Annotated in this window: 17 protein-coding genes and 1 pseudogene; 8 read left to right on the forward strand and 10 right to left on the reverse strand. The window is 67.0% G+C overall.

Annotated elements, in window-relative coordinates; all coding sequences use genetic code 11:
- Window positions 1-12 precede the first annotated feature (12 nt).
- Complete coding sequence (locus tag ACP4J3_RS23830; protein WP_426537679.1) at window positions 13-1,107, reverse strand: winged helix DNA-binding domain-containing protein; 1,095 nt, start codon at window positions 1,105-1,107, stop codon at window positions 13-15.
- Between the two features lie 214 nt (window positions 1,108-1,321).
- Between ACP4J3_RS23830 and ACP4J3_RS23835 the strand changes: the two genes are divergently transcribed.
- Complete coding sequence (locus ACP4J3_RS23835; RefSeq protein WP_426537628.1) at window positions 1,322-2,482, forward strand: magnesium and cobalt transport protein CorA; 1,161 nt, start codon at window positions 1,322-1,324, stop codon at window positions 2,480-2,482.
- A gap of 314 nt (window positions 2,483-2,796) precedes the next feature.
- Here ACP4J3_RS23835 and ACP4J3_RS23840 read toward each other — a convergent pair whose 3' ends face one another.
- The 4 genes from ACP4J3_RS23840 to ACP4J3_RS23855 all read right to left on the reverse strand — a co-directional run bounded on the left by ACP4J3_RS23840 (window position 2,797) and on the right by ACP4J3_RS23855 (window position 6,378).
- Complete coding sequence (locus ACP4J3_RS23840) at window positions 2,797-3,621, reverse strand: tyrosine-type recombinase/integrase (protein WP_426537630.1); 825 nt, start codon at window positions 3,619-3,621, stop codon at window positions 2,797-2,799.
- A 209-nt stretch (window positions 3,622-3,830) separates the two neighbouring features.
- Complete coding sequence (locus tag ACP4J3_RS23845) at window positions 3,831-4,142, reverse strand: helix-turn-helix domain-containing protein (RefSeq protein ID WP_426537632.1); 312 nt, start codon at window positions 4,140-4,142, stop codon at window positions 3,831-3,833.
- 120 nt (window positions 4,143-4,262) lie between these two features.
- Window positions 4,263-4,955, reverse strand: a complete 693-nt coding sequence (locus ACP4J3_RS23850; RefSeq protein WP_426537634.1) for a hypothetical protein — start codon at window positions 4,953-4,955, stop codon at window positions 4,263-4,265.
- Between the two features lie 1,219 nt (window positions 4,956-6,174).
- A complete protein-coding gene (locus ACP4J3_RS23855; RefSeq protein ID WP_020120296.1) occupies window positions 6,175-6,378 on the reverse strand; it encodes a cold-shock protein in 204 nt (67 codons plus the stop codon).
- Window positions 6,379-6,989: 611 nt separating this feature from the next.
- Here ACP4J3_RS23855 and ACP4J3_RS23860 point away from each other — a divergent pair.
- The 3 genes from ACP4J3_RS23860 to ACP4J3_RS23870 all read left to right on the forward strand — a co-directional run bounded on the left by ACP4J3_RS23860 (window position 6,990) and on the right by ACP4J3_RS23870 (window position 9,287).
- A complete protein-coding gene (locus ACP4J3_RS23860) occupies window positions 6,990-7,538 on the forward strand; it encodes a GIY-YIG nuclease family protein (RefSeq protein ID WP_426537637.1) in 549 nt (182 codons plus the stop codon).
- Window positions 7,539-8,391: 853 nt separating this feature from the next.
- The gene (locus ACP4J3_RS23865) at window positions 8,392-8,829 is read left to right on the forward strand and encodes a hypothetical protein (protein WP_426537639.1); all 438 of its coding nucleotides are present in this window, start codon (window positions 8,392-8,394) and stop codon (window positions 8,827-8,829) included.
- Window positions 8,826-9,287 (forward strand): hypothetical protein, encoded by a 462-nt coding sequence (locus ACP4J3_RS23870; RefSeq protein ID WP_426537641.1) that lies wholly within the window; start codon window positions 8,826-8,828, stop codon window positions 9,285-9,287. Before ACP4J3_RS23865 ends, ACP4J3_RS23870 begins: the two co-directional genes overlap by 4 nt.
- A 120-nt stretch (window positions 9,288-9,407) precedes the next feature.
- On the opposite strand, the gene ACP4J3_RS23875 is transcribed toward ACP4J3_RS23870, so the two are convergent.
- Together ACP4J3_RS23875 and ACP4J3_RS23880 are read right to left on the reverse strand one after the other, a co-directional pair.
- Window positions 9,408-10,225, reverse strand: a protein-coding gene (locus ACP4J3_RS23875; protein WP_426537643.1) for an IS5 family transposase whose coding sequence is annotated in 2 segments (ribosomal slippage) — window positions 9,408-9,893 and window positions 9,896-10,225 — 816 coding nt in all. Because the reading frame shifts where the segments join, the coding sequence is not laid out codon by codon here.
- Between the two features lie 69 nt (window positions 10,226-10,294).
- Window positions 10,295-11,413, reverse strand: coding sequence for a hypothetical protein (locus ACP4J3_RS23880; RefSeq protein ID WP_426537645.1), 1,119 nt, complete (start codon window positions 11,411-11,413; stop codon window positions 10,295-10,297).
- A gap of 280 nt (window positions 11,414-11,693) precedes the next feature.
- On the opposite strand from ACP4J3_RS23880, the gene ACP4J3_RS23885 reads away from it, so the two are divergent.
- Window positions 11,694-12,710 (forward strand): DNA-directed RNA polymerase subunit alpha, encoded by a 1,017-nt coding sequence (locus tag ACP4J3_RS23885; RefSeq protein WP_426537647.1) that lies wholly within the window; start codon window positions 11,694-11,696, stop codon window positions 12,708-12,710.
- An 891-nt stretch (window positions 12,711-13,601) separates the two neighbouring features.
- On the opposite strand, the gene ACP4J3_RS23890 is transcribed toward ACP4J3_RS23885, so the two are convergent.
- Together ACP4J3_RS23890 and ACP4J3_RS23895 are read right to left on the reverse strand one after the other, a co-directional pair.
- Window positions 13,602-15,380 carry a reverse transcriptase domain-containing protein gene (locus ACP4J3_RS23890; protein WP_426537649.1) on the reverse strand — a complete coding sequence of 593 codons (1,779 nt, stop codon included), beginning with the start codon at window positions 15,378-15,380 and terminating at the stop codon, window positions 13,602-13,604.
- Between the two features lie 522 nt (window positions 15,381-15,902).
- Window positions 15,903-16,718, reverse strand: coding sequence for an SAM-dependent methyltransferase (locus ACP4J3_RS23895; RefSeq protein ID WP_426537651.1), 816 nt, complete (start codon window positions 16,716-16,718; stop codon window positions 15,903-15,905).
- A gap of 808 nt (window positions 16,719-17,526) precedes the next feature.
- Between ACP4J3_RS23895 and ACP4J3_RS23900 the strand changes: the two genes are divergently transcribed.
- Window positions 17,527-17,748: a hypothetical protein gene (locus tag ACP4J3_RS23900; protein ID WP_426537653.1), complete on the forward strand. Its 222-nt coding sequence runs from the start codon at window positions 17,527-17,529 to the stop codon at window positions 17,746-17,748.
- Between the two features lie 7 nt (window positions 17,749-17,755).
- Here the strand turns inward: ACP4J3_RS23900 and ACP4J3_RS23905 are convergent.
- Window positions 17,756-17,881, reverse strand: a pseudogene (locus ACP4J3_RS23905) (carbonic anhydrase); the annotation flags it as partial.
- Window positions 17,882-18,624: 743 nt separating this feature from the next.
- On the opposite strand from ACP4J3_RS23905, the gene ACP4J3_RS23910 reads away from it, so the two are divergent.
- Together ACP4J3_RS23910 and ACP4J3_RS23915 are read left to right on the forward strand one after the other, a co-directional pair.
- Window positions 18,625-19,644: an SCO1860 family LAETG-anchored protein gene (locus ACP4J3_RS23910; protein ID WP_426537655.1), complete on the forward strand. Its 1,020-nt coding sequence runs from the start codon at window positions 18,625-18,627 to the stop codon at window positions 19,642-19,644.
- A gap of 784 nt (window positions 19,645-20,428) precedes the next feature.
- On the forward strand, window positions 20,429-20,638 hold the full coding sequence (locus ACP4J3_RS23915) for a hypothetical protein (protein ID WP_426537657.1): 210 nt from the start codon (window positions 20,429-20,431) through the stop codon (window positions 20,636-20,638).
- Window positions 20,639-21,022 lie beyond the last annotated feature (384 nt).

Genomic DNA, 21,022 nt, shown 5'->3' on the forward strand with positions numbered 1-21,022 from the left:
CTCGCCGGACGGCTAAGGGACGACGGTCCCGAACCGGACGTCGTACGACTCCTCAGGATGCAGGACCTGAATCACCCGCACCGCCTCCTCGGTCACCTCCCCGCGCTGGGCCTTGGTGAGTTTGCCGAAGGGCTCGATGACGAGGGCGTCGCCGATGATGCGCCACACACCCGCGAGGAAGCCGTCGACGAGGAGCGGGCGGTGGAAGGTGTTCGCCTGCCAGGTGCGGCCGCGGTTCGCGGGCGGAATCACGCGGGTGCGGTCGGCGTGGGAGAGCAGGAGATTGTCGAACTCGGGCAGGAGGCGGGGCGGGGCCGGGGTGTCCGGGTCGGGGCGCGGGGCGTCGGGGAGGTCGAAGAGTTCGACGCCGCTGTCGTCCCGGAAGGTGAGCAGCCCGGGGCGGAGGCGTTCGAAGGCGGCACGCATCCGGGTCAGCCCCGACCAGGTCTGCATGTCCTTCACGGAGGCCGGCCCGAAGGCGGCCAGATAGCGCAGCACCGTGGCGTCGGGCGAGGCGGCCGGCTCGGCGGGGCGGTCCAGCCAGTGCTCGGCGGTGGTCAGGGCGACCTGGGCACTGCGGCCCCACAGCCCGCGCGGGGTGACCTGGACCAGGGGCAGCGAGCAGCGGGCGGCGACAGCCAGGGCCTGCGGATCGGCGTCCGGCCACTCGGCGCTCAGGGCCTCGCGGAGCTGCTTCATGGTGCGCGGCTCGTCCTCGACCAGCTCGCGGGCGATGCCGGCGAGCCGCTCCAGGTCGACCCCGACGAGCCCCTTGCGGAAGTAGTTGATCTCGCGGTCGCGGGCGGGCTGCATCAGCGGGCGCAGGGTGAGGCTGTCGTCGGCGGTGTGCAGATGGATGGTCGAGCGCATGGTGACGATACGCACGGCCGAGCGGTCGGCGAGCGGCGCGGACAGCGCCTCGGGGGTGAAGCCGTCCAGGCGGGCGGCGAGCGCGTAGTACGGCGGCTTGACCTCCTGGGCCTGGAGGCCGACCAGATGCTCCACGGCCGCGAGGGCGGAGAGCGCGGAGGGGCGCAGCAGGAGCTGCCGGTCGAGGGTGGCGCGGTTGAGGGCGCGGGTGCTGAGGACGGGCTGTGTACTGGTCATCGCCTTCGCCACCTTGGTCCGCGTCGCTGTCGCCGTCGTGGGCGTGGTCCGCTGAGTCATGCTGCGCACGCTAGTGAGACATGCGGACAGGTACCGTCCGCGTCTCTCACCGAATCCCGGATCGGCCACCCCCACACATGTCATTCGCCCCGTATATCCTGCATATCCTGCTCCGTGATCACGCCCTCGTCGTACCGACCGGGAGGCAGCCGCGATGTCCCAGCGACGCGCCCGCCCCGCCCCGAAGCAAGCCATGAAGTCCGTCTGGCGCCGAGCCGTCACTCCGTCGCAGCCACCGGCACCGCAGCCACCCGAGCCCGCGTCGCCCCCCGCGAAGCCGGATCCGTCCGAGGTGGTGAGTGTCGTCCAGGCGGCGCTGTACCGGGACGGCGTGCGGGTGTCCACCCCCGCCACCCTCGCCGACACCTACCACGAGCTGCGTGACCAGCCCTCCGGCATGGCATGGATCGGCCTGGCCCGCCCCACGGAGGCCGAGCTGCTCTCCCTGGCCGCCGAGTTCGACCTGCATCCGCTCTCGGTCGAGGACGCGATGGAGGCACATCAGCGGCCCAAGCTGGAGCGCTACGGCGACACGCTCTTCGTCGTCCTGCGCGCGGCCCGCTATCTCGACGCGCCCGAGGAGGTCGACTTCGGCGAACTGCATGTGTTCGTCGGTCCCGACTTCGTCATCACGGTCCGCCATGGCGCGGCACCCGACCTGTCGGCGGTGCGCCGGCGCATGGAGGAGACGCCGGAGCTGCTCAAACTCGGCCCGGAGGCGGTGCTCTACGCGATACTGGACGCGGTGGTCGACGGCTACGAACCAGTCGTGGCGGGCGTCCAGATCGACATCGACGAGATCGAGACCGAGGTCTTCCGCGGCGACCCCGCGGTCTCCCGCCGTATCTACGAACTCTCCCGCGAAATGGTCGAGTTCCAGCGCGCCACGCGCCCCCTGGTCGGCATGCTGCACGGCCTGATGGCCGGCTTCTCGAAATACGGCACGGACGAGGAACTCCAGCGCTACCTCCGCGACGTGGCCGACCACGTCACCCACACCAGCGAACGCGTCGACAGCTTCCGCCAGGCCCTCACCGAGATCCTCACGGTCAACGCGACGCTGGTGACACAGCAGCAGAACGCGGAGATGCGGGCGCTGGCGGAGGCGGGGTTCGAGCAGAACGAGGAGATCAAGAAGATCTCGTCGTGGGCGGCGATTCTGTTCGCTCCGACGCTGGTCGGGACGGTCTACGGGATGAACTTCCGTCACATGCCGGAGTTGCACTGGGTGCTCGGATACCCCTTTGCAATCGCCCTGATGGGGGTTGTTTGTGCCAGTTTGTACGTCATCTTCAAGCGGCGGGATTGGCTCTGAGTAATCGCCGTGGAGGGCTGCTGTCCTGGGCGCGTACAGCTCCGATCACAGGCGTGGACGACGCGTTTTAGGCCGCTGGGGAGAATCTGGGGAGAATGAGCCGCGCTCCGTTCGGGACGCTCTCCCTGCGATCGTGGGCGCTGGCGTGCGAGAGCCCCGCCGCTGTGACGGCGCCTGGGAGCGTCGACGATCACGGAACGTAGTGGTCCTTCGGGCTGAAACGCCGAAACGGATGGGCACAGCGAGGTGCTGTGCCCATCCGTTTCGTGGGTTGTGGAGGTTGCCGTCTGCACGGCCGTGGTGACGACGGCAGGTTAGCCGAGCAGGGCGTCGATGGCCCCGCGCCCCTTGCCGCCGGCCTCTGGCATGAAGTGGGCGTAGTAGTCCAGGGTGATGGTAGGGCTGGAGTGGCCGAGCCAACGGGCAAGGGTGACGACGGACTCGCCCGCTTCGAGGATGACCGAGGCGTACGTGTGCCTGAGCACGTGGAAGCCGTCCTTGCGAGACGCCTTCCACCGCTCGCCCTTCTTCCGCATGGGGATGACACCGGCGGCGGCCAGGGCCGGCTTCCACACCTCGACGTTGAAGACGTTCGCGCGAAGGGCGTTGCCGTACGTCGTGGTGACGACGAGCGGGAACTTCTTCGTCTCCCGATCGGGCTCCGGGCCGCCCCACGGCAACTCGACCTCGACTGCGAGGTACTCCATGAAGTACTGGGTCAGCGCCGCAGCGACCGACGGAGGCATGTCGACGACGCGAGTCTTGCCGCCCTTCGGCAAGGTGAAGTACAAGCGCCCGTGGAGGAGTTGTACCTGGCGGCGGACACGCAGAACCCCGCGCGCGAAGTCGACGTCCTCCGGAGACAGGCCGAACACTTCGCCCTGCCGCAGACCGCAGCCCAGCGCGACCACCACCGCAATGCGGTAGCGCGCGTTGATCGCGTCCCGTACGCGCAGCGCGGTCTCCAGCGACCAGGCTTCCCGCTGGTCCTCCGGCACCTTGGGCCAGCGCACGGACTTGGCCCGCATCGGGTTGCGCGCCAGGCGCTTATCGTCGATGGCGGTCTCGAAGATGTTCGAGAGCGAGGTGAGAATCTGCCGGGCGTAACGCGGCGAGCACTCGTTCTCCAGCGCAGCCACGCTTTGGCGTCTTCGAGCGTGTCGAACGACTTGTCCCGGACGCCAGGGATGCCGGCGACGCGGTACCGGGAGCCTTTGCCATAGCGGGCGGTGCGTTGCCGCTTGCCGGTGACGGGGTCTTTCTTCTTCTTGATCCAGCGGTCTTCGATGTAGCCGGCCAAATACTTCCCTTACTGGCAGGTCAAATGGGGCAGTAGCGAGCTGGTGCGTCAGGCGCTCGCGGTGTAGTCGGAGCGGGTCTGCGGTGCCGCATCCAGAGGGCTCAGGACGGCGTTGGAGCGCGAGTCGGCCTGCTCCTGCTCGCGGATCCAGGCGTCGAGCACTTCCATCCTGTACATGACACGGCCGCCCGGCCCCATGCGAAAGCTGGGCGGTCCTTGGCGCCGGTGCCGCCAGACGTACAGGGTGTGAGGCGACAAACCGAGGTACTCGGCGGCGTCCCTGACATTCAGGAACGCTTGACGGACGGCACTGGTGTGGTCCAGTGCGGTTGAACAGGCAGGGAGCGGATACTCAGGCATGGGAGGTCCTGTGTTAGAGGCGTGGACTGCGGGCGGGTGGAGCACGAGGCTCCCGCGTCGTCCGCGGGCTATGCTGAAGAGGCGATGAGATTCGCGGTCAAGCCGCAGATCGACGTACCGCTACGGAAGCCGGCCAGCGCGCGTCGGCTCGCCGTCCAGGTCCGAGATGGCGAAGGCGGCTTCAATGAGGTCGTTGGCATCCGCACCTGATGCCTGGAAGCAGTGCGGGAAGCGCCGGGCAAGTGAGGAAGCGCTGACGCCGACACGGTCAGCCACGTTGAAGACGTCCAAGGCGGTGCGGTGACCGCTCAGCCAGGTTGAGATGCAGGCGTCTCGGAGGTCGGAGACATTCCTGCCGAGCGGCGAGTCGATCTCGTGTACCTCCAGGACCGCCTCCCGCGCCTCGCGCCATGCCCCGCGGTAGTCCTCGCCGGCCAGGGGGCGACCGTCATCGCGGGTGAACAGTGCGTCATCGGGGCGAAGACCGCGGTGGGCAGCCTCCGCCCTCAGGATGTCTACGAGCTCCGGGCACGCAGGAACGACCCGCGGGGCACCTGCGTCCTCCGCTTCCCCGTCTCTACCGCCGAGACGGCGAGGGTGAATCACCAGATCGCCAGGGCCTTCATCGGGCAGATGCGCATCACGAAGCCGCAGCGCAAGCGCCTCCTGCGGCCTCAGCGCCGCAAAGGCTATGGACGACAGGAATGCACGCAACGGGCGTTCGCCCCGTGGGCGTTGACCAATCCAGTCCAGCAGGGCATCGCGCTGCTGATCCGACAACAGGAACCTCTCAACAACAACGGCAACAGACACGGGCGGAAACTCCTCTACTTAGGGGGCGCGGTTGCTGCACGGCAAGGCGTTGTCGGCATTGGCGCCGACGAACACCTCAATGCTCCGGAGAATCCCCGGTTTCGGTAACCGGGGATTCCGTGTTATAAGCCCGCAGGGAAGCTCGACTTACCCTTCAAGGCCCAGTCGCGAAGCGCCACTAGCGCAAGCGACACAGGAGGACCGGCACTCCGGTTACACCGGCAGCCATGTGCGAAGCATCGGGCAGCTCATCCTGTGAAACTCCCAACAGCCTCTCGCGCCGACATGATCAAGGTTGGCATGCTCCTGCCGGATATTTCCAGTCCGCTCCGACTCAAGTTGGTCTGCCATCGGCGAACTACCCCCAGAAGGAGGCATGCCGGATTGCGACTGACACCAAAAGGGGTGCCCCCTTGAGGGGAGTTCGGGTAAGATTGCATTGCCTGCGGTTGGCCACTGAAGTCTTGGACGCACCCTGATGCAGCGCCACACCTCCGCCATCCAAGGAAAGACTCCGGAGCCGTGTGCGCAGGTTCGAATCCTGCCGGGGGCACTCCGGACCAAGACCCTGACCTGCGGGAATACAGATCAGGGTTTCTTGCGTTCATGCCAAAACGCACACGGTCTTTTGACCGTTGCACCATTTCGGGCGCACATCGCTCCACATGTTGTGGATAACCTCTTCGGCTGGCGGATTTCCGCAGGTCAAAGGCCCATACCCGGGAACTCGGTGGCTTCACTCACCGATAAACGCCCACCATTCCGCGCCGCAGGCATCCTGGTGTCGATACCCCGCAAGAAACGAGTGCGACCTGCCCTGATGTGATCGACTGCACACGGAAACACAAACGGTCTGGTGGGTCGTAACTCCTTTGCCCGAGTGCTTGGCCAGCACCTCACAGGATGCAACCGTCCGTCATCGCACCTGCCCACCACAGGATGACGTCTCGTCAGACCAACTCTCCGCACACGATTCCTCTACGTTTGCGGTCAGTTGCCGAGTTGGACCCGATCCGCCAGACTCCCGTGAAGCCACCCCCTACCAGCGTCCCTGCACCTGTCTGGTGCCGGCGCATCAGCGGTACCGCTCGCTGTTCCTGACAGTGGCTCATGGGGCCCACCCGAGACGCCGATCGGCTCCCGCCCGCTGACCACTCCGACAGACAGTCAGGCCCGGCGTCCCGAAGCCGGGATGCCGGGCCCTTACCGAGGCGCGCGATCAGACGGGGCGGATGTTCTCCGCCTGCGGGCCCTTCTGGCCCTGCGTGACGTCGAACTCGACCTTCTGGCCCTCCTGCAGCTCACGGAAACCCTGGGCGGCGATGTTGGAGTAGTGGGCGAAGACGTCGGGGCCGCCGCCCTCCTGCTCGATGAAGCCGAAGCCCTTCTCGCTGTTGAACCACTTCACTGTGCCCTTGGCCATGACTGTCTCCTTCGAGGGAAACCGGGCGTGCACCCTGCACGCACGGGAGGTGATCGCCCTGGTCCGGAGAGGCGTTGAACAGCAAGAACGCCCGTGATGGCGATCACGGGCGAACGGAACTTCGGAACCACGACTGCTGATCACAACGCTATAACGGCATGGCGGAAGCCGCTAGCGATAACGCGCCAGCAACTGGCCCGGACGAAGGGCTGGATCGCCCGTGAGAAGCGGCCGATGGTGATCACGCAATTTCCGGCACCACCGGCACGGTGCCCGCGCCGGGGCCGCCGACGGTCACTGGCCGGCCCTGCTGGACCTGTTCACCGCAGGCGCTGCCCCCGAAAGGCTTCTTCTGCACAGGGCGGCGGCGAGGCGTGGCCTCCCCGCCGCGGACTGCGCACATGGCCCGCCTGTGCAGCGTGTCCCCGCCGGTTCCGGACGCGCCGTGCAGGCCCTGGCGGCGGACGATCCTGTGGCGCACCACGCCCGCTATCCGCGCCGAAGAAATGAACTCGCAGGTAGGCACGCCCCCTGAGCCGCCTGCCTGATCAAGCCGCGGGGTGATGCCGCAGGCGGTGACAGATCCGCTCAGCCGCGTCTAGGGTGCGCCCATGCTCGACGACGCGACTGTCCAACGGGCCACAGCCGAACTACTCTCCGCCCCCCAGACCCTCGATCGCGCAGCCGTCGCCCTGCCCAGGAGCGCAGGGATGTACGCCTGGTGGGCGCCGCCCGAGGTCCTTGACTTCTTCCCCGGACCGGTCAATACCGGCGATGCCGGACTGCGGCTGCTCTACCTGGGCAAGGCCCGCCGGCTGCGGTCCCGCGTCGTCTCCAACCACCTGAAGGACTCCGGACGGTCCACCCTGCGTCGAACCCTGGCCGGACTCCTCATGGCCGTTGAGAGCTACCGCACCACCTGGACCGACCGCGTCGTCCTGATTCCCAAGGACGAACAGCGCCTTACCCACTGGATGCACCACCACCTCACCCTCACTTGGACCGAGAACCCCGACCCCGTCCCGCTGGAGAAGGAACTCATCTCCCAACTGCACCCACCGCTGAACGTCGAGGGAGCGCAGCATGGCACCTCCCGGGACCGCGTCAAGCAAGCGCGAGCCTTCTACCACGCCAGTGCCGGCCCCCGGCCGGACAAGTAGCCGACCTTCGCTGAGCGGCCCACAGAGACAAGGACTGGCAAGAGGAACGGCCAGGATCATCCGCTGGCGCCCAGTCCGAGAAACAACTCTGAGGGCCGACGGCAGCCTGACCTGCGCCGGTCGCGAGAGCGGGCAATCCGCTCCAGTCGGATGCTGCCCGGAACATACGCGCGTTCAGTACCGACCAGGAGAAACCGCTCGAACAATCTATCTGCGGCGAGGATCATGGCGGGATGGCTGCGTACCTGTATGACCGGCTGGTGACGGAGGACGAATACCGTCAGCGCATCCGGCGTCATCGTCCCAGCTCGCTGCTGCCCCTGATCGCCGCAGCGGCGGCACGGTACAGCACGCCCGAGCGGCCACAACCCTGGCTGGAAAGTCCCTCTCTGAAGTACACGCCCTGGGCGCTGGCCGACGCGGCCCGCGTCAGCCTGGCCTACGGCACCGAGCACCTGCGCTCCGAAGCCACCGAACGCGATCTGCTGGAGATCCTGGCCGCGTACTCCAGCCTGAAGGAACCCACCCTGCACGGCACCGACGAGGATCCGATCCGCCTGCGGGACTTCATGATGCGCCTGGGCGGCGAGCAGATGCCCTTCCAGGCCCCGGAGTTCGCCACTCTCGCCCGTACCGGCGCGCTGTACCTGCACACACCGTTCCCCGCACACCGGCAACCCCGCTGCATGGTCCCCGGCTGGGACACCGAAGTCTTCGGCTGCCCGCTGCCCGACTACGTCGGCACCGCTCAGCTGCTGTGGGGATGTGCGCTGTTCAACGCCGGGCGTTTCGATCCCGCGATCTTCGACAGCTCGGAAGGGGAGACGTTCAACCGGTCGTCGGCCGGGAGACGGTGCTGCATGTCGTCGAACGGCACTTCGCCACCGACGTGGCCTCCGTCAAAGCGGCCGAGAAACGGACCACGCACAACCTGGCGAGGGTGGCCGGCGGCAAAGCTGCCCAGCTGCGGCGCTTCACATACAACCCGCTGCTCGGCCGGCCCGCGGTCACCGACTTCGGACCCGGCCTGCTGTGCCCTTCGCCCCAGCTGGTCTGGCGCAAAGCGACGCCGCCCGGCATCTACCACACAGGACGCGAGCACTTCGGACCCGACTTCCTGCAGGAGACCGGCTACCTCTTCGAGGAGTACGTCGGCCGCCAGCTCCGCCTGATACCGGACGCCTATGTCCTCCCGGAGATCACGTACCGGGTCAAGCGCAACGAACTGCAAAGCGTCGACTGGATCGTCGTCTCCACGACCAAGTGCTGCTCGTGGAGGTCAAGTCCATGATGCCGACCGAGAACGCCCGGCTCGGCCTGGAACTCGGAGTCGCTGAGACCGACAGCAAACTCGCCCGCGCCTTCCGCCAGGTCAACGCCACCTCGGCCCAGATCGACCAGCGCCATCCGGCATTCGCCGGCATCCCGGCCGACCGTCCACGCCAGGCACTGATCGTCACCCTTGAACCGTTCCCCGTCGCCAACGCCAACCTGCCCCACCTCGACCTGCCCACCGCCGACATCCCGACCACGGTCGTCGCGGCCCACGAAGTCGAACGCCTGGTGACCCTCACCGACACCACACCCAGCTCTCTGCTCCTGAAACGGGCGGCCGACCCCCAGCGCTCCACCTGGGCTCTCAACGAATGCCTCAACGGACACGAAGGCGCCCGCAACCCGGTCCTCGATCAGGGATGGGCGACCTGCCCCTGGGCAACCGGCAGGCTGCCGACCCCTGGCGCGACGTAGTCCATGTGCCGGGCATCCGTATGCCCCGGCGCCCGCCGCGGCTCGGTGGCGAGTGCGGCATGGTCGGCCGCTTACAGGGCATGGCGTACTGGCGCAGCGGGATGGCGCCGTTAAGAGGTCCTAACAAAGGCGTTGGACGTGTCGGTGGGTGATCAGGCAGGTGGCGAGGCCGAGGAAGGCTTCGTGGATGTCGTCGCGCCGTTCCCAGCGGATCCGCAGTCGGCGGAAGCCGTGCAGCCAGGCGATGGTGCGTTCGACCACGTACCGGAAAACACCCAGGCCGGAGCCGTGGGGTTGACCTCGTTCAGCGATGACCGGGCGGATGCCGCGCTGCCACAGCAGGCGCCGGTACTTGTCGTGGTCGTAGCCGCGGTCGGCGAGGATCGCGTCGGGTCGGCGTCTGGGCCGGCCAACGACGCCGGACACGGCCGGGACCTTGTCCAGCAGGGGCAGCAACGGGGTGACGTCGTTGCGGTTGCCGCCGGTCAGCGACACCGCGAGCGGGATGCCCCGCCCGTCGGTGAGAACGTGGTGCTTGCTGCCGGGCCTCGCGCGGTCGACCGGGCTGGGTCCGCTTTTGGGCCGCGTCGGGCCGCCCGCACGTGGGAGGAGTCGATCACCGCTCGGGACCAGTCCAGCTTCTTCGCGACCCGCAGTTTCTTCAGCAGCACCAGGTGCAGCTCGTCCCACACACCGGCCTCGTTCCACGCGGCCAGACGCCGCCAGCACGTCATGCCCGAACCGAAGCCCAGCTCCTGGGGCAGGTACTCCCACTGGATGCCGGTGTGCAGCACGAACAGGACCCCGCACAGGGCTTGCCGGTCGGGTATCCGCGGCCTGCCCTCGACCAGTTTCGGCCCTGGCTTGGGCAGCAACGGCTCGATCAGCGCCCACAGTTCATCCGACACGAGCCACGGCCGCGACTGTCTCTTCCCCACAACCAGACCAACGAGCAGACAAGCCAACAGTCACATGATCAACCACTTCTGTTAGGACCTCTAAGTGAGCTACGCCTTTGGCGGCACGTCTGGGCTGCGGCCTATCAAGGACTCGATGTATTTCTGGACGAGTTGAAGGCTGACATCGGAGAGGAAGGCGGTCTCTGTATGGCCTCGGTATTTCACCTCGTCGGCTTTCAGTGCTCTCGGGATCCCTTGGCCTCGGACCCAGGCTTTCACCTGGCGCTCGAAGGCCCATGCGTCTCTGGTGAGGTCGAAGTCCCAACGTGCGTTCATCTCCCAGCCCTGGGAGAGGTGCTGGGACAGGCGTTGTTCGGTGTTGGCGATGCCCCACTTCAGGGCTTGGTGGGTGTTGTGGACGACGAGGTAGAGGTAGCCGGGTTTGGCGGGATTGATGCCGCGCTCGGCGCAGGTGGGGCAGCCGCCTTGCGTGCCACGGATGTTGTGCAGCGTCGGCCCGGGGTCGAGGACCGTTTCGCAGGTCATGCAGCGGGATTTCCAGGGGAGTTCCGTGCTGCCGGGATAGGGCACGAGGGGGTCGAGTGCCTTCTCGAGCATGCTGGCGATGGCTTCTTCCTCGTCGAGCCGCAGGGCATCTGCGATCTTTTCCGAGCGGCACGACCAGCATTGGTGGCCGCGGGTGCGGACCTTGGCGTAGGTGGGGGTTCCGATGTGTCCGCAGCGCAGGCAACGGCACAACCAGGGCTGCAATGAGCCGGGATAGTCGACGAGTGGCTGCAGGTCCGCTTTGGCCATCAACTGTCGCGCCGCTTCGTCGGTGATGTCGCGTCCGGCGCAGCTGGTGCAGCCGCCGCGGCCTCGTTGGACGTGCGCCAGCTTCTTCGGCTTGATTACGCCGCAGTGCACGCACCTGGCGGCCCACTGTTTCCCGGCACCCGGGTAGTCCTCCAGTGGATCCCAGCCCCAATCGAGCATGACAGCAGCAGCCGTCGCCCCATCACGGGTGAGTTTGGCCGCGATCTTGCGTGACCGGCACGTTTTGCCGCAGACGCCGGTCCCCTTGTTGACGACGTCGTTGTAGCGCGGTGAACTGACCTCACCGCAGGTCAGGCAGCGGCCTTTCCATGGAAGTTGAGTGCCGGGGAAGGGTTCCAGCGGGCGCGTTCCCCGGTCAAGCATTGCCTGGACGGCTTCGTCTTCGGTCACTCGTCGTGGCACTGGGCAAGCTCCCTCGGGCAGCAATCGGCGTCGGGTGCGGCCAGACAGCCACAGTGAAGGACATCCTATTTCACGATGGATCCACTCAAGGCTGTCGCCTCGGGTCTTCCTCAGCGCACAAGGTGAACTGGGTTCGCCGGCCATGGTGACGTGCTGCTGCTGCACATTCCGCAGGACGGGTTCCGAGCCGACAGGCCGTATCGCCCGTACCCTTCGTGGTGTCTACGGCGTCACCTAGCGGGCGCCGAACCACTGGAGGCAACACGTCGTGCTGATCGCTCAGCGTCCCTCGTTGACCGAAGAGGTCGTCGACGAGTTCCGCTCCCGGTTCGTGATCGAGCCGCTGGAGCCGGGCTTCGGCTACACCCTCGGCAACTCGCTCCGCCGCACCCTCCTGTCGTCGATCCCCGGCGCTGCTGTCACCAGCATCCGCGTCGACGGTGTCCTGCACGAGTTCACCACCGTGCCGGGCGTAAAGGAGGACGTCACCGACCTGATCCTCAACATCAAGCAGCTGGTCGTGTCGTCCGAGCACGACGAGCCCGTGGTGATGTACCTGCGCAAGCAGGGCCCGGGTCTGGTCACCGCCGCCGACATCGCGCCCCCGGCCGGTGTCGAGGTGCACAACCCCGACCTCGTCCTCGCCACGCTCAACGGCAAGGGGAAGCTGGAGATGGAGCTCACGGTCGAGCGTGGCCGCGGTTACGTCTCCGCCGTGCAGAACAAGCAGGTGGGCCAGGAGATCGGCCGTATCCCGGTCGACTCCATCTACTCGCCGGTTCTGAAGGTCACGTACAAGGTCGAGGCCACGCGTGTCGAGCAGCGCACCGACTTCGACAAGCTGATCGTCGACGTCGAGACCAAGCAGGCGATGCGTCCGCGTGACACCCTGGCGTCGGCCGGTAAGACCCTGGTCGAGCTGTTCGGTCTCGCCCGCGAGCTGAACATCAACGCCGAGGGCATCGACATGGGCCCGTCCCCCACGGACGCCGCCCTCGCCGCCGACCTGGTGCTGCCGATCGAGGACCTCGACCTCACCGTCCGGTCCTACAACTGCCTCAAGCGCGAGGGCGTCCACTCCGTGGGCGAGCTCGTGGCGCGTTCCGAGGCCGACCTCATGGACATCCGCAACTTCGGTGCGAAGTCCATCGACGAGGTCAAGGCGAAACTCGCCGGCATGGGCCTGGGCCTCAAGGACAGCCCGCCCGGATTCGACCCGACCACCGCAGTCTCCGGCGCCGACGTCGACACGGACGGGGGTTTCGTGGAGACCGAGCAATACTGAACGCTGCGCTGCACCGGTCATGGACCCCCGCCACGACGGCACTCGGGGGCCTGGCCTCAGTGGCCTGTGTGGCGTGCTGCGCGCTACCCGTTCTGATCACGGCGCGCGTGGTCGGCGCTGGGGCTGTGGTGGGCTCGCTGCCTGCCCTCGATGTCGTCCTGGTGGTGCTCGTCGCCGGAACCTGATGGCTCGGCCGGCGCCGGCCCGCCTGCTCCTGCGCGCCGAAGACTGCAGGTGAGGACGGATGCGGCTACACGGCGTCCGCCGACTGACTTGATCAGCAATCGCCGCGTCTGTAGCGCTCCGCCAAGTCCAAGTGGGTTCAGCGCCACAGAGCACACCGGCAGACCCCGAAAGCCCAGAGGGCACAGGCTGGCGTCCGCGCCCGCCAATGCGCCTTGCCGCCCAACTGCCGGGCCGAACCATAGGCAGTTGTGGTAGACGCGGGCCGCGACGATCGAGGATGCGACCGATGGGGATTCCGGCGAACGCGGAGGCGGTCAGAGCAGTCGAGAAGACACCGATGGTGGCGGCAGGCGGGCAAGCGATGTCGGCAGATCCAGACGTTGAGGACCGGGAAGTCGCCCAGCTGCTGATCTGGGTGGCACCACAGGGCGGGCAAGTCAGCACGAGGGCGAGGCCGGTCCCCGTACCCGTCGGCCTGGCTCGTGTGAAGGCCGGTCATCCGGTGATCAGCAGCAACTGCCTGCAGTGGTCGGCCTCGTCGCGCCGTTGTCGGTCTCGGCCAGGCCGACGCAGCAGCTGGCTGCTCGGGTGCCCGCAGAGCCCGTACTGGTAGGCCGTCGGCGAGGTGCTCAGTGTGAGCCCTTTTCCGACGGCCCCCAGTCCGAACCCGCCGTACGAGTTTCCCCGTAACGGGCTCTCCGGTGACTACTGCGTGGGTGCTGCGCGGGGTTGCCGTGCGTGGATGGTGTCGTGGCAGGGGGCGCAGACCAAGAGGGTCTTGCGTCGTTTGGCTGCCATGTTCCGTGCCCATGCGGGCTGCTGCCCCGGTGTGGTGAGGTCTGCGAGCGTGCGGACCTGGTGGACTTCCACCTCGGCGGGCTGCTCGCAGAGTTCACACCGGCCCGTTAGGAGTCGGGTGACCAGCTCGGTCTGGCGGAGTCTGGTCGGGGCGGTGGGACGGTCGTTGATGACCGCGCCCTTGTTGCTTCGCAGCGGAATGCCTCCGAACCGTGCGACCAGCGGCTTCCTGCCGTTTCGTGGGACGCTGACCTCGAAGCATCGGCGTGGCCCGGCCGGGGTGGCGATGGTGGCCTTGTACTTGGTGGCCATCTTCGTCACGGTCGAGCGGTGCCGGGCAGCCAGCGTCTTGAGCATGGAGGTCTTCATGACCCATTCCAGCCGGTTCAGTCGCCAGACGTCGCCGGCCAGCAGGTAGTACTGGACGATGCCCCGATAGGTGGCCGAGTAGATGCTGACGATCGCGTGGTCGTCGCGGTCGATGAGCTCGGGCCGGTGCGCGGGTTTGCCGCGGGTAAGGTACGGGGTGCTCTTGGCTCTGATCACCGACTTGGGCACGCGGAGCGCGACCGTGCCGTTGGCCCTCCGGTAGCCCCGGGTGACCTTGCGGTCGTTGTGCAGGACGGTGATTTCGTAGCCGAGGAACGCTGCTGCCTGGGTACGGGCGTGCGTGATCAGGGTCTTGTCCTGGGAGAGTTCCAGCTTGAGGTCGTCGCGCAGGAACGCTGTCAGGCGTTCTTTGATCTGTTCGGCTTCGGCCTTGGGTCCGGTAAACCCGAGGAGGGTGTCATCGGCGTAGCGGACATATCGCAGTCGCCGATAGCCGGGATCATGAGGATCCATGCTCGGCAGGCTGTGAAGCTGCTTGCGCAGCTCCCGCACCGCGTCGTTGTCATTGTGGTGGCGGGCGCGTCGTAGCGCCGATTCCACTCTTCTGTAGGCAGGGTTTTTGGCCCTGACCTGGCCTCGGGTGTGTTCCGTTATGAGAACTGACTCGACGAACTTGTCCATCCGGTCCAGGTAGATGTTGGACAGGATGGGCGAGACCATGCCGCCTTGTGGCGTGCCGGACAGCGTGGGCTTGTATTCCCAATCTTCGAGGTATACGGCTTGGAGCATGTGACGCAGAAGCCGTAGGAGCCGGTTATCGTGGATCTTCTCCGACAGAATCGAGAGCATGATCTCGTGATCGAGTGTCCCGAAGCAGTCGGCGATGTCACCTTCGATGAACCAGGTTGTTCCCGTCCAGGTTCTCGTCACCTCCCTGAGGGCGGTGTGACAGCCTCGGCGGGGACGGAAACCGTGTGACTGGTCGGAGAATTGCGGCTCGTAGTACGCCTCAAGGAGCAGGCCCATTACTTCGCCGACGAGTTTATCCGTCCAGGACGGCAGGCCCAGCGGCCTCGGCTTTCCGTTGCGTTTGGGGATATAAACGCGTTGGGCCGGTTGGAATCGGTAGCGTTCGTGGCGCAATGCATCGATGATGCGCTCGATTCTGGCCAGCGATGTGCCGTCCACGGTCTCCCCGTCGACTCCCGGCGTCATCGCTCCGTGGTTGGAGTACAGACGTCCGAGGGCCAGCAGATACAGATGTGGGTTGAATAGTTGCCGATAGACCTTGGTAAGCGGCAGGCCGCGCCTGCCGCGGTCACGCAGGATACCCAATACCGTTTCGGCGTTCTGCATTGCGCATACCTTCCGGCTTCAAGTATCCGATCACCTGGCCCCCTTCGCCCTGCTGACGGCTTTCCCGTCCTCCTTGGTGGGGCGCTACTCCCACGACTACTACGGGGCCTCCGTCATCCTAGGGCTCGCGCCCCTTAGGTGATCCCACGTTCTTCCCTGTCATACGTAATAGCGCAACGTAGGTGCCCCACTCATCCCCTTGAATATCCTCACTGGATATCGTTCCGCGCTCCGGAGGTTGCATCGGAAACCGTAGCATTCCGACGCGGCGCTGGTGTCAGGCGTCTTTCCGGCGGATGGCGCATTGCATCATTTGGAGATTGGGGTTCAGGCAGTCTAGCTTTCACCATATTGCGCGGGTCCCGCAGTGCCTCGCTCCATACGCCTGGACTCGACCACTGCTTTCCTGCCATGCTCTGGTCCCCTTCACCTTTCGGATCCAGGTTAGGCATCAGACCCAGGGATACTCCTCCGAATCCCTCCCAGTTATTCTGGGAATACGACAGGGCGCCTCGTGGCGCATTACGGCTTACGCCCCACACCTCCCAGGGCGATCACCTCGGCCGGAGCTCCGCCGGCGCCCGGGTCGGGACGCCACTCGGCGAGCGGCACCACGCCCGGCTCCAGCACCTCCAAGCCGTCGAAGAAGCCCTCCAGCTGCTCGGGGCTACGCAGGAAGTACGGGACCGCGCCGCTCTCGTTGTAGCGGCGGGTGGCCTCGGCATTGGCCTCGTTGGTGTCCACGCTGTCGTTGAACGCCAGATAGCTGCCCGACGGCAGGGCCTCCAGCAGTTGGCGCACGATGGAGCGGGCCTCGTCGTAGTCGGCGATGTGCCCGGAGACCTGCATCAGCGTCAACGCCACCGGCCTGGAGAAGTCCAGCGTCTTGGCCGCCTCGCGCAGGATGGTCTGCGGGTCGTGCAAGTCCGCGTCGAGATAGTCGGTCGCCCCCTGCGGGGTGCTGGTCAACAGTGCCCGGGCGTGGGCCAGCACCAGCGGGTCGTTGTCCACGTAGACGATGCGCGCCTCGGAGGTGACCCGCTGGGCGATCTCGTGCGTGTTGTCCGCGGTGGGCAGGCCCGTGCCGATGTCCAGGAACTGCCGGATCCCGGCCTCCCCGGCCAGGTGGCGCACGGCCCGGCCGAGAAAGGCCCGCGAGCCCCGGGCCAGATCCGTGATGCCCGGGAACAGCTCACGAAACGCGTCGCCCGCAGCCTCGTCGACCGGGTAGTTGTCCTTCCCGCCCAGCCAGTAGTTCCAGATCCGAGCCGAATGCGGCACCGATGAGTCGATCTTCGGTGAAAACCCCACGCCGACCGCGGACGCGTCATCCGTCATCTGGCAACCTCCTTGTGTTGCACTGCAGTTGACCCCAGAACACAACGTAGAGTCATTCGCCCGTCGCCAGGGCACGATTGACGAAAGGCCAGGAACACGGCTCACGCGCACTGCAGCGACGGATCCAGACGCCCGGGCCAGCGCCGGACAAGGCGTTCCCTTCCTCGGCTCGGCCGTGCGGCCCGCAGACGTCCATGGACGAAACCACTTGCCCCGACCTGGCTGGTGCGTACCGGATGCTCGGCCGGAGACCGTCGTGCGGCCGCGCGCACCGCGGTATGCCTACCACCCTGACTACCGAGGAGAATGGCGCCCATGCCCCCGAACGCGTCACGTCCGCGTCCTGCTGCATTTCGGGGATCAGGCCGAGATTGTCGCCGACGTCCCTCCAGCCGAGCGCGGCGAGCCGGAGCGCCATCCGGCGGCGGGCGTCGCTGCCACGGTCGGGGTCTCTGTCAGCGACCTGCCGGGCATGCGGTTGACCGCCGACGTCGGCGACAACTACACCTTGTCCGGCTGGCAGCGGGCCTGACCACCTGACGCAAACCGACTAGGTGAAAGACATCGCCGAAGGGGCGCGCCGCGACCGTAGATCCCTCGACGCGCACGGCGCCCGTGCCAGAGTGAGACACACCACCCGGGCCGTCGTCGGCCGCGCATGGCCCGCCTCGCCGTTGAGCGGCGCGAGGCGGGCCAACGTGCAGTCGAGCCCGTCCTTCTGGCAGCAGAAGCAGCGCGGCGGCAGAACGCGATCACTGACGGCCCTCTCCTGTGTGCGTGCGCACGCGAGCCGGGTGAGGCTGGTGGCATGGCCGAACGTCGCGTGATCGTGTCTCCGCCCGCCGAGACTGGCGGGCGGCGTGTCCAAGTCGACAGCAAGACGCTGGGTACGGCGTACAGCCTGCACGATTTGACGGTGTTCCTGGAGCGGGCCGGTCTGGAGGGCTTGGACGAAGTCGACGTAGCCGACTCGCCCCTGATCGAGTGGCACGGTGGGGGCCCGGAGGTATGGTCGGCCCCCTCACCGTAGGAAGCCGTGCCGTCTCGGTGCGACGTGCGGCGTCCTGATTGGGATGCTCCGGCAAGCCGCTGACGAACCGCTGGTTGCCGTCCAGCAGCATCTCGAAGGCATCATCGGGAGTCGGCGTCGGTATCTCAGTCATGGCCGCAGGCTACGGCCCACCCAGTGGAAACGCGCGGCCAGATCCACGCACGGCGGCCGTGCGCACTCCGCTGGTGGCACACCCAGACGCCGGGCGATGTCGCTCTCGACCCGTCTCCTCAGCGCACTGCGGAGCTGCTCGGCACCCGCACCGCCTGGCCATACGCCAGCATCTTCTTCCCACGACGCCGTCACACTCCGCCCAACGATGTCCCGCGGGATGGGGGCGTACGCCACGGGAGTGGATCTGCCAGGGACCGGTGAAGTCCATGTGACGCCGAAACCAGCTGGGCCGTCCATCACGCTGATGACCGCCGCGTCACGCGCAAACCCGGCCAGGAGGCCGTCACGGACGCCGTCCCCGGCGTTCCTCCCGCGTCTGGGGGCGAGGTCGTGTTCGGGTGATGAAGGGTGCGGCGTTAGAGCTGAGACACGGCGCGGCACTGTGTCGGCGGCTCTGGGTGTTCGCCCCGGTGTTGAGCCGGGGCCGCAGCTGTCCGGTCGAGGGCGGGCCCAGCCGGGCGACAGAAACGAGTTACCTGGCCAAAAGTTACGCGACAGGCAAGGAGTCGGCGAGGAAACCGCCCGCTGGAGTGATCCCCTGTCGGATTGTCGCACGACCGACACCCGTGCGGCCATGATCTGCGGGTCGAGGTCGTCGGCGGCACGCTGTACCGAGCACCGCAGCGCCGACGGCTCCAAGTCTCCGTGGGGGTTTCTCAGTTGCACACGAATGTCTTCAGCATGCCCGCACGCCCAGCCGCTCTCCTGAGCGTCTCGGCTCTGGTGATCGGCGGCGCACTGGCCGCCGGCCCCGCCTATGCCGGACCCGCCAACGAACGCTCCGGGTCCACCGGCAAGGCGACCGCCGTCGCAGCGCGCGCCGACCTCGGCGTCGCGGTGGAGGGCGTCGGCGACGTTCCGGTGAAAAAGGCGCTCGGTGACCTGCGCGCCCCCGGGGACGCGCAGCAGACGCTGCTCACCGCCTTGATCAACGGTACGAACAAGGGGCAGCCCACAACCCTGGTCGAGGCCAAGGTCGCGCATTCCAGCGTCAAGGCGGACGCACACCGGTCGGTGGGCGACGTCAAGCTCGTCGGCGTACGGGCCTACGCACCCGGCCTGCCCACCAACCCGCTGCTGAGCGCCGACCTGCTGAAGGCCACCGCCTCCTGCGAGACAGGCAAGAAGCCGACCGCCAAGGCCGCGCTGGCGGACAACGTGACCGTCCTCGGCAAGCCGGTCCCCGTGAACGGGCCCGGCGACCAGCACGTCGAGGTGCCCGGCGTCGGCACCGTCAACCTCGTCCTGGAGAACGCGACCACGACGGACAGCACGGGGTCCGCCACCGCGCTTCGGCTGAAGTACACAGTGACCCCGGCCAAGTTGGGTGTGGTGAAGGCCCACGGAGAGATCGTTCTCGCCGAGGCCACCTGCGCGATGCCGGACGGCTCCGGCGCCGACCACGACGGTTCGAGCAGCGACGGTTCGAACGGTGCCGGATCCGATGGTGACGGATCCGGCAGTGGCGTGGCCGAGGACGGCTCGTCCGACGGCCCGTCCGCCGGTTCGATGGGTTCCGAGGACGCCGACTCCGCGGGCAATCAGGCCAGCACACAAACCCGCGACGACGGCTTGAACCTTGCCGAGACCGGCGGCAACTCCGCCACACCCTTCATCGCCGGCGTGGGCGGCGCGCTCTTGCTGGGCGGCGCCGCGACCATGTACCTGATCCGTCGCCGCCGCACCACTCAGGACAACTGACGCGGGACCGGTCGCGGGCGACGCTCCCGCTCGAGGGCCGGGGCCGGAACTCGTCGAAGCCCATCGCAGCCGTAGGTTCGAGCGGCGATGGGCTTCGGCGAGGACTGGGCCAGGAATCGAAGGCTGTACGTACGTGTTGCATTCACTGTCTTCTCTGTCGAGCTCGCCGTCGACCTGTGCCTGGCGCAGCAGGTCTGCGAGTTCGACCTCCAGGGGTCGGGGCCTGCCATGAACGCCTGGGCGGCTGGATCGGGATCCGCCATCGCCAGCGACCCGACTCCGTCAGACCCGGGGCCTTCCACTCGTCGTACGCCATCGTGATGGGGCATACGGTATGGCATCGATCGACAACGGTCTGTGTCCGAGGTGGCGCGGTATTCCGGTTTCAGTGAATCTGCACATCGCATGCGCAACCTCAAGGCAATGCGCGAGGGTTCCGCACGACACGCCTGCCGTATAGCGCTCTGTTCGTGCGGAGTGTCCCGTTCGGAATCGTGGTCGCGATACCCCGTCGGGCTCCGGTGCCGCGCGACATGAGGAGAAGCTGTCCTCAAGTCGTGTACGAGCCTGCACGGATGCGTAGCCGGTTCGTTTAACTTCTCCGGCGTGTACCCCGGTTGGTTGGAGGCCCGGCGTACCCCGTGCTTTGATCCTCAGCGCCGCAGGGCCCGCACAAGAGTCTCCGGAAGCGGAGATCGCACGCGCCTCTGCGGCCGAGACCCGCGATCTGTCCCCAGCGGGGCCGCCCCCCTTGTGGATCATCCATACGAAGGGAAGTTTCATCATGAACTCCGCTCACCAGGTTGAGACCGTTGAGATCTCCGACGCCGAGCTCGACAATGTCTCGGGCGGCCTGAACCCGCACGCCAGCCTCGTCGCCGGCCCGATGGCCGTCAGCAGCGCGGATGTCCTGGCCCAGATCGACGGCGTCAAGAACGAGGTCCTGGGCGCCGCCGGCCAGTACCACCACGCCAGCGTCAGCGCCTCCCTCTGATCAGCAGCCTGAACACCAGTCGGCGAGCCCTTTCCAACCTGCCGGTGTAATTGGGCTGTTGGCGGATTAAGACTGTAGGGAACGGCCAAAGCTCCTGGCAGCAACGGGTTCTTGACCGAGATCACCCGTCTCTGCCAGGAGCTTGTCCTGCATGTTCACCTGTCGTGATCTGTCCCGCCGCCCCGTGGTGCCTGAGAGGTACTCCGCATCGGACTGCACGAGCGATGAGGCGCCGACGAACTGTGGCGTCTTGCGGGCGGAGGGGTTTGAGGGGGCTGTGACACTTGTGTGAGGTATGGCGCTGATGACCATGGGGGCGTGGGGGACAGCCCGTCGTGCCCCACGGTGCGGGTTCGTCAACGCTCGCTACGCAATCTGCACGAA

The sequence above is a fragment of the Streptomyces sp. UG1 genome (genome assembly GCF_049974585.1).
In the GTDB taxonomy this organism is placed as follows: Bacteria; Actinomycetota; Actinomycetes; order Streptomycetales; family Streptomycetaceae; genus Streptomyces.